General features: G+C 72.0%; 10 protein-coding genes. 7 read left to right on the top strand and 3 right to left on the bottom strand.

Going from position 1 to position 12,762, the window contains the following annotated elements; genetic code table 11:
- Nucleotides 1-127: 127 nt before the first annotated feature.
- Nucleotides 128-562 carry a MarR family winged helix-turn-helix transcriptional regulator gene (locus QRO03_RS04155; RefSeq protein WP_285136254.1) on the top strand — a complete coding sequence of 145 codons (435 nt, stop codon included), beginning with the start codon at nucleotides 128-130 and terminating at the stop codon, nucleotides 560-562.
- On the opposite strand, the gene aztA is transcribed toward QRO03_RS04155, so the two are convergent.
- The gene (aztA, locus tag QRO03_RS04150; protein ID WP_285136253.1) at nucleotides 534-1,205 is read right to left on the bottom strand and encodes a zinc ABC transporter ATP-binding protein AztA; all 672 of its coding nucleotides are present in this window, start codon (nucleotides 1,203-1,205) and stop codon (nucleotides 534-536) included. The two genes, QRO03_RS04155 and aztA, sit on opposite strands and share 29 nt — an antisense overlap.
- Before the next feature lie 55 nt (nucleotides 1,206-1,260).
- On the opposite strand from aztA, the gene aztB reads away from it, so the two are divergent.
- From aztB to aztD, 4 genes are all read left to right on the top strand, one after another.
- Entirely contained in the window at nucleotides 1,261-2,115 is an 855-nt protein-coding gene (gene aztB, locus QRO03_RS04145) for a zinc ABC transporter permease AztB (protein WP_285136252.1), read from the top strand.
- 14 nt (nucleotides 2,116-2,129) lie between these two features.
- Nucleotides 2,130-3,353, top strand: coding sequence for an ABC transporter (locus QRO03_RS04140; RefSeq protein WP_285136251.1), 1,224 nt, complete (start codon nucleotides 2,130-2,132; stop codon nucleotides 3,351-3,353).
- A gap of 3 nt (nucleotides 3,354-3,356) precedes the next feature.
- Nucleotides 3,357-4,325 carry a zinc ABC transporter substrate-binding protein AztC gene (gene aztC / locus QRO03_RS04135; RefSeq protein WP_285136250.1) on the top strand — a complete coding sequence of 323 codons (969 nt, stop codon included), beginning with the start codon at nucleotides 3,357-3,359 and terminating at the stop codon, nucleotides 4,323-4,325.
- Nucleotides 4,326-4,411: 86 nt separating this feature from the next.
- Nucleotides 4,412-5,635: a zinc metallochaperone AztD gene (gene aztD / locus QRO03_RS04130; protein ID WP_285136249.1), complete on the top strand. Its 1,224-nt coding sequence runs from the start codon at nucleotides 4,412-4,414 to the stop codon at nucleotides 5,633-5,635.
- A 157-nt stretch (nucleotides 5,636-5,792) separates the two neighbouring features.
- Here the strand turns inward: aztD and QRO03_RS04125 are convergent, their stop codons facing one another.
- Nucleotides 5,793-6,695, bottom strand: a complete 903-nt coding sequence (locus tag QRO03_RS04125; RefSeq protein WP_285136248.1) for a LysR family transcriptional regulator — start codon at nucleotides 6,693-6,695, stop codon at nucleotides 5,793-5,795.
- Nucleotides 6,696-6,794: 99 nt separating this feature from the next.
- Here QRO03_RS04125 and QRO03_RS04120 point away from each other — a divergent pair, with 99 nt between their 5' ends.
- Nucleotides 6,795-10,280 (top strand): bifunctional proline dehydrogenase/L-glutamate gamma-semialdehyde dehydrogenase, encoded by a 3,486-nt coding sequence (locus tag QRO03_RS04120; RefSeq protein ID WP_285136247.1) that lies wholly within the window; start codon nucleotides 6,795-6,797, stop codon nucleotides 10,278-10,280.
- A 147-nt stretch (nucleotides 10,281-10,427) separates the two neighbouring features.
- On the opposite strand, the gene QRO03_RS04115 is transcribed toward QRO03_RS04120, so the two are convergent.
- Nucleotides 10,428-11,195: a pyridoxamine 5'-phosphate oxidase family protein gene (locus QRO03_RS04115; protein ID WP_285136246.1), complete on the bottom strand. Its 768-nt coding sequence runs from the start codon at nucleotides 11,193-11,195 to the stop codon at nucleotides 10,428-10,430.
- A gap of 81 nt (nucleotides 11,196-11,276) precedes the next feature.
- Here QRO03_RS04115 and pdxR point away from each other — a divergent pair, with 81 nt between their 5' ends.
- Nucleotides 11,277-12,692: a MocR-like pyridoxine biosynthesis transcription factor PdxR gene (gene pdxR, locus QRO03_RS04110; RefSeq protein ID WP_285136245.1), complete on the top strand. Its 1,416-nt coding sequence runs from the start codon at nucleotides 11,277-11,279 to the stop codon at nucleotides 12,690-12,692.
- The last annotated feature ends 70 nt before the right edge of the window (nucleotides 12,693-12,762 follow it).

The raw sequence follows: 12,762 nt of genomic DNA, 5'->3' as shown, positions 1-12,762 counted from the left end.
GTCGTAATGGGGTGACGGCTGAAAACTAAACTAGCACGTATTTCACAAACTTAATTATTTTCATGAAATATTCAGTTTCTTCACTATGGTGGGGGTAGCGGTCGGCCGGATCGCGCTGAGGAGGTGGATGACGTTGTCGCTCTCCTCATCGTTGACAACCGCACTCGACGACTACGTCACCGCCCGTGACGAGGCGGTCGCCCTTGCTCGCCGCAACCTCTCCGTCAGTGAGCTCGAAGCGGCGGCGATGACCTGCATCGCCGATGAGCCCGGCATCCGTCCCTCTGATCTGCGCGGTCACCTCGGGGTCACCGCCGCCGGCGTGACGACCCTCGTCGACCGCCTCATCGGCCGAGGACTGCTGCGGCGCGAGCTCGACGCCGACGATCGTCGCGTGAACCACATCCACCTCGAGGTCGATCTCAACAGCGAACCGTGGGCCGCTCTGCGCCGCTTCCCGCGCGAGGTGGAGTCGGCCGTACGCGCGGAGTCCGCCGAGGTCGCCCTCGCCGCCGCCGAGGTCTTGACGCGCATCACCGAGCGGGTTCGCGCGCGGCTCTGACCTCGTCGAGAGCGGCGCGCACGCGTCCCGCGTCGAGCTGCACCACGTGTCCGGCGTCGGAGATCAGTCGGTCGTCATGGCTCACGCACACGACAGTGGCGCCCCGCGTGCGTTCCTGGGCGATCGCGGCGCGGTTGCGCTCCGCGCTCGCGGCGTCCAGCCCGGTGGTGGGTTCGTCGAGCAGCAGGATGCCGGCCCTCCGGGTGAGTCCCTGCGCGAGCAGGGCGCGTTGACGCTGACCCCCCGACAGGGAGGCGAACGGGAGTCGCGCCAGGGCGGCGATATCGAGCCGCTCCATCGCCGAGTCGATTGCGGCACGGTCGGACGCGTCGAGGCGGCGGAGCGGTCCTGCGCGTCCCCAGGCGCCCACCGACACGACATCGCGCACGGTCAACGGCAGGTGTTCCGAGACGGCGGCGCGCTGGGGTACGAAGGCGCGCGAGTGCGTACCGACGTCGACGGATCCGGCTGACGGCTCTCGCACGCCGGCGAGCACCTCGAGCAGGGTCGACTTGCCCGCCCCATTGGGCCCGACGATCACCGTGAGCGACCCCGCGGCGATGTCGAGGTCGACCCGGTCGAGGGCGAGCGTCCCGCCGAAATCGACGGTGAGGGCGCGAACGACGATCGTGGGGGAGGGCATGGCATCCATCATACGAGTTTGAGAATCATTCTCATTGTCGCTACGGTCGGGCAACGTGTCCTGGCTCACCGATCCCTTCTCCCTCGAGTTCGTGCAGCGTGCGCTTCTCGGGGGTGTCCTCGTGGCGATCCTGTGCGCGGTCGCCGGCACCTGGGTGGTCGTCCGGGGGATGGCGTTCCTCGGGGAGGCGCTGGCGCACGGCATGCTCCCCGGCGTCGCGCTCTCGACGGTGATGGGCCTGCCGGTGCTGCTCGGTGCCGCGGTGAGCGCGGTGGTCATGAGCCTTGGCATCGGGGCTCTGCAGCGGCGGGCGAAGCTGTCGTACGACACGAGCATCGGCCTGCTGTTCGTCGGCATGCTCGCGCTCGGCGTCATCGTCATCTCGCACGCCGGGAGCTTCGCGACGGATACCACGGCCATCCTGTTCGGTGACATCCTCGCCGTCGGGGTGGGCGACCTCGTCGTCCTCGCCGTCGCCGTCGTCGTCGGCCTCACCGCGGCCGTGGCGGCGCACCGCCCGCTCGTCGCCCTCGCGATCGACGAGCGCGTCGCGCTCGTGCTGGGTCTGCGCCCACGCGTCGCGCAGACGGTGCTGGTCGGTCTCGTGACCCTCGCGGTCGTCGCGTCGTACCAGGCCGTCGGATCCCTGCTGGTGGTCGGGCTGCTCGTCGCCCCGGCGGTCGCCGCGCGCCGATGGACCCACCGCATCCCCACCACCATGGTGCTCGCCGCGGCCATCGGAGCGGCCGCCGTCGCGGCAGGACTCCTCATCTCGTGGCACGCGGCGACCGCCGCCGGCGCGACGATCGCGGCCACCGCGATCGGTTCGGCCGGCGTCTCGTGGGCCCTGCGCGCCGGCCGCGATGCCGTTCGCCGCCGCGTGGCATCCCCCGTCCTTCTTCCCGTCTGACCTGGAAAGTCCTCATGCCCCACCCCGCTTCCCCTCGGCGGCTCGCCCCTCTCGGGGCCCTGCTGCTGATCGCCCTCGCCGGCTGCGCCGCCCCCGCGTCCCCCGCCGTCGACGCACCCACCGATCCCACGGCCGACACCCACGGTGAGATCGCCGGCGCCGCGGAACTCGCCGAACCCGCCGTCGGCCTCACCTCGATCGACGGTGAGGGACGCGTCTCGCACCTCGACCTGCTCGAGGAGACCACGGCCGATCTCGGAACGGTGCGCGCTCCGCGGTCCATGCATTCGGACGGGCGATACCTCTTCGCGGCCGATGAGGCGGGGGTGTCCATCGTCGACAGCGGTGTGTGGACCTGGGATCACGTCGACCACTTCCACTACTACCGCGCCGAATCGCGCATCGTCGGCGATGTCGAGGGAGACGGGGTCGCCGTCATAGCGACGTCGAACTCGTCGACCACCGGCGGCACGGGGCTCTTCTTCCCGCAATCGGGGGAGGCCGTGCTCCTCGACACCGAGGCGCTGTCGACGGGAGAGATCGTCGAGACGTTCCGGCTGCCGAGCGTTCCCGGCGCGGGGCTGGTCGTGCCCGCGGGTTCGTACGCCGCGGTCGCGGCCGGTGGCGAGGTGACGCTGCACGCGCGCGACGGCTCGACGGTCGGCGAGCCCGTCGCCTGCGCGGACCCCGCCGGCACCATCACCACCCGTGTCGGAGCGGTGATCGGGTGCCAGGACGCCGCCCTCCTCGTCACCGTGGCCGACGAGCGCCCGGCCGTCGAGCGCATCCCCTATCCCGCGGGCACGACCGCGCCCCGCGCCACCGCTTTCGCGAACCGCGAGGGGCGGCCGACGGTCGCCGCGGTCGCCGAAGGGGTCGGGGTGTGGATGCTCGACACGCGAGAGAAGTCGTGGACGCTTCTGCCGACGCCCGAGCCGGTCGTGCAGGCCACGGCGGTCGACGACAGGGATGCGAACCTGCTGGCCCTCACCGCGGACGGTCGGGTGCTGGTGCTCGACGGCGAGACCGGTGCGCTGCGTGCGTCCACCGCCGCTCTCGTGGGCGCGAGCCTGGCAGACGGGCAGCCGGTCGCGCTCATCGCCGACCAGCAGCGCGCCTACCTCAGCGGGCCGGCCGAAGGCCTTCTGTGGGAGCTCGACTTCGCCGACGACGCGCGCGTCGCCCGCGTGTTCACGCCCGAGCGGACGCCGCTGTTCGCGGCCGAGACGGGGCGCTGACCCATGAGGCAGACTCCGGCGCGGACGCCGCTCTCCCTGGCCGCCGCGGGGCCGCGACCCTTGCGGAAACTCCTGACCGCCACGCTCGCCGCTGCGGTGCTCGTCCTCACCGCATGCTCGGGCGGAGCGGCATCCGATCGCCCCCTCGTCGTGGTGACGACGAACATCCTGGGCGACGTCGTATCGAACCTCGTCGGCGACGACGTCGAAGTGGTGACGCTGATGCGTCCCGGCGCCGATCCGCACTCGTTCGAGATCTCCGCCGCCGAGGCCGCCCGCATGCGCTCCGCCGACCTGCTCGTCGCCAACGGCATGGGCCTCGAAGAGGGGTTGCAGCAGCACCTCGATGCTGCGGCATCCGAGGGGGTGCGCACCTTCGTCGCGGAAGACGCCGTCACCGTGCTGCCGTACACCTCGACCGATGCCGAGGGCGCCGACGATCCGCACTTCTGGACGGATCCCGCGCAGATGATCGCGGTCGTCGACGCCCTGACCCCGGTCCTCGAGAGCGTGGGCGGGGGCGATGCGGCGGGGGCCATCGCCGACCGCGCCGCCGCGTACCGCGCTGAGCTCACGGAGCTGGATGCCGAGATGACCGCCTCCTTCGCCGCGATCCCGGCGGAGCGGCGCGCGCTCGTGACCAACCACCACGTCTTCGGCTACCTCGCCGACCGCTTCGGCTTCCGTCTGGTGGGGGCCGTCATCCCCGGCGGCACGACCCTGGCCGCGCCCAGCACGAGCGATCTCGCCGACCTCGTGGCGGCGATCGACAAGGCCGGTGTGCCGACCGTCTTCGCGGAGTCGTCGTCGCCCGACCGGCTCGTGCGGGCGCTCGCGGACGAGGCGGACCGGCAGGTCGCCGTGACCGAACTGTTCACCGAGTCGCTCACCGACGCCGACGGCGGAGCGCCCGACTACCTCACCATGATGCGCGTCAACACCGAGCGCATCCGTTCCGGTCTCGCCCCCTGACACCGACCCCAGAGCCCCGACTCGGCGCACCTCGTCGCCGCGTCATCCCCGGACCCTCGCGGGTCCTCACCCAGAAAGAGAACCACATGCGCAGTTCCACCTTCCGCGCGGATCACCTCCGTCGCGCGGGCCTGCTCGCCCTCGCGGTCGGGGCCACGGTCGGCCTCTCGGCCTGCGCCGGTGGCGCCGGAACCGGCTCGGCCGCTCCCGCCTCCGACGCCCCCTCCGCGGGCGACGACGCCACCCGCGTCGCCCTGTCGTACCCCGGCGGGGTCGTCGTGCTCGACGGTCAGAGCCTCGAGACCCTCGGCGACTTCACGTCGGAGGAGTTCACCCGCCTGAACTCCGCCGGTGACGGCCGCCACATCATGGTCACCACGAGCGAGGGCTTCCAGGTTCTGGATGCCGGAGCCCCGGGCATCGAGCCGCAGCTCACCGACCTCGTGTTCGCAGCCGCCAAGCCCGGCCACGTCGTCACGCACGGCGGCACCACGGTGCTGTACGCCGACGGCACGAGCGACTCGACCATCTTCGACACCGATGCCCTGCTGGCATCCACCGACGAACTGCCCGCGGTCGAGACCATCCCCGGCGTCGAGGCGCACCACGGCGTGTCGATCGTGCTCGAGGACGGGACCTTCCTCACCACGGTGGGCAACGCCGACGGCCGCAACGGCGTCGTCGCGCAGGACGAATCAGGCGCGACCATCGCCCAGAGCAGCGACTGCCCCGGCGTGCACGGAGAGGGCACCGCGAAGGACGAGGTCGTCGTGTTCGGTTGCGAGGACGGCGCGCTCGTCTACGACGCGGGCACGTTCACCAAGCTCACCGCGCCCGACCAGCCCTACGGCCGCATGGGCAACGCCTACGTCAGCGACGACAGCGCCCTCGTCGTCGGCGACTACAAGGACGACCGGGATGCCGAGGGCTACCTGCTGCACCGCGTCGCGCTCATCGACACCTCGGCGAAGACCCAGCGGGTGATCGACCTTCCCGAGGGCGTGGAGTACACCTTCCGCGACATTGCTCGCGGTCCCGGCGACCTCGGCTACCTCCTCGCCACCGACGGCTCGATCCACGTGCTCGATCCGGCCTCGGGCGAGCTCACCGCGTCGTACCCCGTGATCGGCGCGTGGGAGGGCCCGACCGAGTGGCAGGACGCCCACCCCGCGATCAAGGTGGCGGGCGACATCGCCTACGTCACCGAGCCCGCGAAGAACGCCGTGCACGCGGTCGACCTCACCACCGGCGAGGTCGTGAAGAGCGTCACGCTGGAGCAGACGCCCAACGAGATCGCGCTCACCCACTGACGCGGGGCGAGATCGCGCTGACGCGGGACGAGATCGCGCTCACCCACTGACGCGGGCGCTCGACACCCGTCACGAGGGACGCTGCTCGCAGCTTCGCGCCTTCCTCGCAGATTCGCGCGCCGAATCTGCGAGGGAGGTGCCGCTCTGCGAGAACTCGTCACCGCCGACCCGCCTCCCGACCGCCCCGGTCGTACGCCACCTGCAGTGCTCCGCGCACCGCGCGTACGCCGGGGCGGTCGGCCGTTCCGCGGCGCACGGCCGTGAACACCTCGCGGCGTGGTTCGCCCGGCAGGTCCACCAGGCGGACCCGCGGAGTGTCGCCGGCGAAGACGAGGTCGGGGATCATGCCGACCGCGTGCCCGGATGCCACGAGCCGCACGTGCGCGGTCAGGTCGGCCATCTCGAAGCGCACGTCGGGTTCGAAGCCCGCGGCGCGACACTGCTGGGTCGCCCACTGCCGGGCGGCCGTGCCCACGGGCTCCATCACCCACGCGCGCCCGCGGAGGTCGGCGAGGCTCTCGGCGGGATCGCCGTGGGCGACGGCGAGGCGGATGGCATCCCGCCCGAGCAGGCTGCGCTCGATGCCGTCGCGGTGCTCGCGCGTGTGACCGGGGTACTGCTCGGCGACGGCGAGGTCGAAGCCGCGCGCCGCGACCTCGAACAACCCCTCCTCCGGAGCGAGCTCGGCCACCTCGATGCGCAGCTGCGGCTCGCTCTCGGCGAGCGCGTCGAGGGCGCGGGGGAGGAGGCCGTGGGCGGCGGACTGCATCACCGCGACGCGCACCGGCGCGAGGGAGGGACGGAGGCGCTCGAGCTCGGCGCGCGCCGCCTCGTCGGCGTCGAGCATGCGCGCGGCGTGCGCGGCGAGGGCGGCGCCCTGGGCCGTCAGTCGCAGGCGTCGCCCGTCGGGTTCGAGGAGGGGCACGCCGGCCTCGCGCTCGAGCAGCGAGAGTTGCTGCGAGATGGTCGACGGACTGTACGAGAGGGCGTCGGCGACGGCGGCCAGGGTGCCGCGCATCGACAGCTCGTGCAGCAGCCGGAGTCGGCGGAGATCGAACATGACATCCCTTCGGTTCTGTCGAACATAACCCGTCATCAATCATCGCTTTTCCTGACGGGAAGAGGGCCGCATGCTGAGGTCATCCGAGGAAGGATCGCCATGTCGCTCACTGACCAGCACACCACCGCCGTTCCGGCGGACGCCGCCCAGCCCGCCCAGCCCGCCCAGCCCGCACAGCTGGTCTCGCCCGCCGAGCTGGCAGACGAGGCGATCGCGCTCGTACGGCGCTGGCTCGCCGAGAGCCGCGAGGAGCCGGTCGACGTCTCCGCCGAGCGCCTGGCCGGTGTGCTGCGCGACCCGCACGGCCTCGACTTCACCGTGGGCTTCGTCGACGGCGTCGTGCGCCCCGACGACGTTCGGGTCGCCGCGCGCAACCTCGCCGCCCTCACCCCCCTCATCCCCGGCTTCCTGCCGCTGCACCTGAAGGCCGCGATCCGCCTGGGCGCCTTCGCCGCGCCGATCCTCCCGCAGGTCGTCGTGCCCGCCGCCCGCACGGCGCTGCGCTCGATGGTGCGCCACCTCATCGTCGACGCGAGCGACCGCAAACTCGGCGACGCCATCACCTCGATCCGCGGGCGGGGAGACGGCATCCGTCTCAACGTGAACCTGCTCGGTGAGGCGATCCTCGGCAAGAAGGAGGCCGCGCGCCGGCTCGCCGGAACGCGCAAGCTCCTCGCGCGCGACGACGTGGACTACGTGTCGATCAAGGTGTCGTCCACCGTTGCGCCGCACACCCCGTGGGCCTTCGACGCGGCCGTCGCCGACGCCGTCGCGGCGCTTCGCCCGCTCTACCGCGTGGCCAAAGAGACGGGCACCTTCCTCAACCTCGACATGGAGGAGTTCAAGGATCTCGACCTCACCCTCGCGGTCTTCGAGACGCTGCTCGGCGAGCCCGAGTTCGACGGCGTCGAGGCCGGCATCGTGCTGCAGGCCTACCTGCCCGACGCCCTCGCCGCGATGATCCGCCTGCAGGAGTGGACCGCCCGTCGCGTGGCATCCGGGGGTGCGCCCATCAAGGTGCGCGTCGTCAAGGGTGCGAACCTGCCGATGGAACGCGTGGATGCCGACGTGCACGACTGGCCGCTGGCGACCTGGCCGTCGAAGCAGGCGACCGACGCGTCGTACAAGGCGGTGCTCGACTACGCGCTGCGGCCCGAGCACACCGCGAACGTGCGGATCGGCGTCGCCGGCCACAACCTGTTCGACGTCGCCCTCGCGTGGCTGCTCGCGGAGCGGCGGGGCGTAACGGGCGGCATCGAGGTCGAGATGCTGCTCGGCATGGCCACCGCGCAGCAGGCCGTCGTGCGCCGCACGGTCGGCGCGATCCTGCTGTACACCCCGGTCGTGCACCCCCGGGAGTTCGACGTCGCGATCGCGTACCTCATCCGCCGCCTCGAAGAGGGCGCGTCGAGCGAGAACTTCATGTCGGCGGTGTTCGACCTCGACACGCACGCGGCGCTGTTCGCCCGCGAGCGCGACCGCTTCCTGGCATCCCTCGCCGACATGCCCGAGGGCGTTCCCGCCTCCCACCGCGTGCAGGACCGCACCGCGGCGGCGGAGCCCGCGCCGACGCACGGTTTCCACAACGCCCCCGACTCCGACCCCGCGATCGCGGCCAACCGCGACTGGGCGAAGGCGATCGTCGCGCGGATGGAGCGCTCCGACCTCGGTCGGGCGAGCATCGCCGCGCACACCGTGACCGACGAAGCCGCCCTGAACACGCTGATCCAGGATGCCGCGACGGCCGCCGCGGGGTGGCGACAGCTGGGGGCGGCGAAGCGCGCCGAGATCCTGCACCGCGCGGGCGACGCGCTGGAGGCCCGTCGTGCCGATCTGCTCGAGGTCATGGGGGCCGAGTGCGGCAAGGTCCTCGAGCAGAGCGACCCCGAGGTGTCGGAGGCGATCGACTTCGCCCACTACTACGCCGAGCAGGCCCGCGCGCTCGACGACGTCGACGGCGCGACGTTCACCCCCGTCGGGGTGACCGTGGTCACCCCTCCCTGGAACTTCCCCGTCGCGATCCCCGCGGGCTCCACTCTGGCCGCCCTCGCCGCCGGTTCCGCCGTGGTCATCAAGCCGGCGGCCCTCGCCGAGCGCTCGGGCGCGGTGATGGTCGAGGCCCTCTGGGAGGCGGGCGTGCCCCGCGAGGTGCTGAAGCTCGTGCAGGTGTCCGAGAACGACCTCGGTCGTCAGCTGCTCACCCACCCCGCCGTCGAACGGGTCGTGTTGACCGGCGCGTACGAGACGGCCGAGCTGTTCCGCTCCTTCCGTCCCGATCTGCCGCTGCTGGCCGAGACGAGCGGTAAGAACGCCGTGATCGTGACCCCCAGCGCCGACCTCGACCTCGCGGCGAAGGACGTCGCGATGTCGGCCTTCGGCCACGCGGGCCAGAAGTGCTCGGCGGCATCCCTCGTCGTGCTCGTCGGCTCGGTCGCGCGCTCGCGTCGCTTCCGCGACCAGCTCGTCGATGCGGTCACCTCGCTCGAGGTGGGGATGCCGTGGGATCAGGCCTCGCGCGTGGGTCCGCTCATCGAGCCGGCGCAGGGGAAGCTCCTGACGGCCCTGACCTCGCTCGAGCCCGGTCAGCGCTGGGTCGTGGAGCCCCGTCGCCTCGACGACGACGGGACGCTGTGGCGCCCCGGCATCCGCGAGGGTGTGCAGCCGGGGAGCGAGTTCCACCGCACGGAGTACTTCGGTCCGGTGCTCGGCATCATGACCGCCGAGACGCTCGACGAGGCGATCGACATCGTCAACGCCATCGAGTACGGCCTCACCTCGGGACTGCACGCGCTCGACACGGCGGAAATCGACACATGGCTCGCGCGGATCGAAGCAGGAAACGTGTACGTCAACCGCGGCACCACGGGTGCCATCGTGCAGCGTCAGCCGTTCGGCGGATGGAAGAAGTCCGCGGTGGGTGCGGGGACGAAGGCCGGCGGTCCGCACTACCTGTACGGGTTCGGGACGTGGGCGGATGCCGAGACCTCGGCGCCGCGGTCCACGGACGCGTTCACCGCACCGGCGTCGGCGGCCGTGCCCGCGAAGGATCGCGAGTGGCTGGCATCCGCCCTGTCCAGCGACGCCGCAGCCTGGGCTTCGGAGTTCTCGCTCGCCCGGGACGTCACGGGGCTGGAGTCGGAGCAGAACGTGCTGCGCTACGCCGCGGTGCCCGTCACCGTGCGGATCGAGGACGCGTCGGAGGCGGCGCTGGTGCGAGTCGTCGCGGCGGGGGTGCGAGCGGGGTCGTCGGTGACGATCAGCGCCGCTCGCGAACTGACGCCGGCCGTGCGGGCGTGGCTCGAGGGCGTCGGCGTGCGTGCCGCCGTCGAGGACGATGCGGAATGGGGGCGCCGCGCCACGCGCCTCGCCCGGACGGGCGGCCGTGTCCGGCTGCTCGGTGGCTCACCGGCCGCGGTGGCCGGGGCCACCGGGGGCTCTCCCTCGCTCGCGGTCTACGCCGGCGCGGTCACCCGCGCGGGTGAGGTCGAGCTGCTGCCGTTCCTGCGCGAGCAGGCCGTGTCGATCACGGCACACCGCTTCGGGACGCCGCGTCGGTACGCGGTTCCTCCGCTCGTCGGGCGGTGACATCCGCAGAAAGGCGGGGTCGTGCTTTCCCGGCGACCCCGCCTTCGTCGCGCCGGCTGACGTCGCGTCAGTCGTCGTCACGTGCCGGCTGACCTCGCGTCGGCCTTCGTCCGCGCGGTCCCGGCGCAGGCCCGTCGTGTGCGCCGCTCAGGTCGTTCCCGACGCCGCGACCCGCTGCGCCGCTCGGCGCACGGATACCGGAACGGGAACGCCCGCGACGGTCTGCGGCGAGGTCACCGGGTCGCCCGCGACGACCCGGAGCGGCAGCATGCCGGCCCACACCGAGCGGTCCTCGCCGTCGTCGTCGACTTCCACGAGAGAGCCCGCATTGTCCTTGACGCTCGCCTCGGACAGCGTCAGGCGCAGCACCATGGTCGCCGCGATCTCGCGGGCGGTCATCGGGCGCACGTCTTCGCTCCGTCCGGGCATCAGGTGCTCCGACAGCGTGAGCAGCGCGGACTCCTTCTGCGCCGCCGGGACGACGGATGCGACGCCGTGCACGACGGCGCACCGGTAGCGCATCGAGCTGTCGAAGAGCGACCGGGCGTACTTCAGGCCCATCAGGTGCGTCACCGTCAGACAGACCGGGGCGCCCGCGGCGATGCGGCGGAAGAAGTCGCTGCCGGTCGATCCGTGCAGGAGTACGTCGTCGCCGTCGCGCCCGATGCCGACCGGCAACGCCACGGGTCGTTCGTCGCGCACGATGGCGAGCGTTCCCGACAGTGCGCCGTCGATGACGTCGTACAGAGCGGCGCGATCCGTGCGCTGGTGGTGCGCACCTCGGCGGACGCGGGTGAGAGCGGTGAGGGGCAGGTCTGTGGAGGACTCTTCAAAAGAGTCATCCAGCTCGGCGCGGGGCGATTCCACGCCGGGGAGATCGGACGGGGGCTGAACGGTGTCGGGTACGTCGGTCATGATCCGATTGCACTCGTACTGCTGGACCATTCCGTAGTCCACTTATCGCGCATCCGCGTGGACCAGTGACAGACTTCGTGGGTGATCTCCCTCGGAATACTGGACCGCGGCTCGACCGTGCCGCTCCACGAGCAGCTCGCCCACGGATTGCGGGCAGCGGTGCTCGAGGGACGCGTGGGCGGGGGAGAAGCGGTGCCGTCGACCCGCGCGCTCGCCGCCGACCTCGGGGTCGCCCGCGGTACCGTCGTCGCGGCGTACGAGATCCTCGCGGGCGAGGGATATCTGCTGCCCCGACCGGGGGGTGCGACCGTCGTCGCCGACGTCTCGGCTCGATCGGCGTCGACACCGCGCGCGCGAGTCGAGACCGGTGCCGGGGAGGAGTCGGGGCTGATCGACCTGCGTCCGGGGCGGCCCGGTACGACGGGTCTCGCCGATGCGGCGTGGCGCTCGGCATGGCGGCGCGCGACCGCGGGAGATCCGGATGCGGACGTCGCCGACACCGCCGGGGACCCGGCCCTGAGGGCGGAGATCGCCCGGTACCTCGGTCGCGCGCGCGGGCTCGATGTCACGGCATCCGAGGTCCTCGTCACCGCCGGCACCAGCGACGCCGTGCTTCTGGCTCTGCTCGCCCTGTCGCCGCGCGGCGACCGGACGAGGTTGCGGGTCGGCATCGAGAACCCGGGGTATCCGCGCGTGCATCGGATCCTTCGCCGGCTCGGGATCACCGCCGTCCCTGTCCCCGTGCGTCTCAGTGCCGGGCTCGACCTCGACGCCGTCGAGCGTCACCGTGATCTCGATGCGTTCATCGTCACGCCTCACCACCACTACCCCCTCGGGAGTCGATTGGATGCCGAGGCGCGTGCCCGCCTGCTCGCCTGGGCCGACCGCGAGGATGTCGTCGTCATCGAGGACGACTACGACAGCGAGTTCCCCCATGGCCGTGCACCCCTTCCTCCGCTGCATCTGCTCGACCCCGCGCGAGTGGTGCTGATCGGCAGCCTGTCGAAGACGCTCACTCCGGCGGTCCGTTGCGGGTGGATCGTCGCGACCGGCGAGGTGGGCGAGCGGATGCGCGCCGCGCGCGCCGACCTCGACCTGCCGGTGTCCCTCGTTCAGCAGCACGCGCTCGCGCTGTACCTCTCAGAGGGGTCGCTCGCGCGACACGCGGCGCGACGGCGTCGGGAGTATCGCCATCGTCGTCGCCTCCTGCTCGATGCTTTCCAGGGCGTGCCCGGTGTGGAGCTGGAGGCGACGGACGGTGGTCTTCACGCGGTGGCGTTGCTCCGCGGGAGGGGGGAGGATGCCGAGCGCGCGATCGTCGCGGATCTCGCCGAGCGCGGTATCCGCGTGGCGCCGCTGGCGTCGTATGTCTGGGAGGGCGCTGCCACGTCGCTTCCGGCGGGGATCGTCTTCGGGTACGCCGAACCGTCGAGCGTCGTCCTCGTTCAGGCGATCGACGCGATGCTGGACGTTCTGCGCGCGCACGCCGTGATCTGATGACCCCCGCCGACGTTTCGCCGGCCCGAGGAACACCGGCTCCCGCGATACCCCCCTGTCGCAAACAGGC

This window comes from Microbacterium sp. lyk4-40-TSB-66, from assembly GCF_030209475.1.
GTDB lineage: Bacteria > Actinomycetota > Actinomycetes > Actinomycetales > Microbacteriaceae > Microbacterium.
Note: the sequence above shows the minus strand (reverse complement) of the source record. Positions and strands in the feature narration are given on the sequence as shown.

Excerpts from the sequence above, each read along its gene's own strand:
- aztA (WP_285136253.1), bottom strand. The coding sequence starts at position 1,205 with ATGCCCTCCCCCACGATCGTCGTTCGCGCCCTCACCGTCGATTTCGGC.
- QRO03_RS04120 (WP_285136247.1), top strand. The coding sequence starts at position 6,795 with ATGTCGCTCACTGACCAGCACACCACCGCCGTTCCGGCGGACGCCGCC.
- QRO03_RS04140 (WP_285136251.1), top strand. The coding sequence starts at position 2,130 with ATGCCCCACCCCGCTTCCCCTCGGCGGCTCGCCCCTCTCGGGGCCCTG.
- QRO03_RS04115 (WP_285136246.1), bottom strand. The coding sequence starts at position 11,195 with ATGACCGACGTACCCGACACCGTTCAGCCCCCGTCCGATCTCCCCGGC.
- aztD (WP_285136249.1), top strand. The coding sequence starts at position 4,412 with ATGCGCAGTTCCACCTTCCGCGCGGATCACCTCCGTCGCGCGGGCCTG.
- QRO03_RS04125 (WP_285136248.1), bottom strand. The coding sequence starts at position 6,695 with ATGTTCGATCTCCGCCGACTCCGGCTGCTGCACGAGCTGTCGATGCGC.
- aztC (WP_285136250.1), top strand. The coding sequence starts at position 3,357 with ATGAGGCAGACTCCGGCGCGGACGCCGCTCTCCCTGGCCGCCGCGGGG.
- QRO03_RS04155 (WP_285136254.1), top strand. The coding sequence starts at position 128 with ATGACGTTGTCGCTCTCCTCATCGTTGACAACCGCACTCGACGACTAC.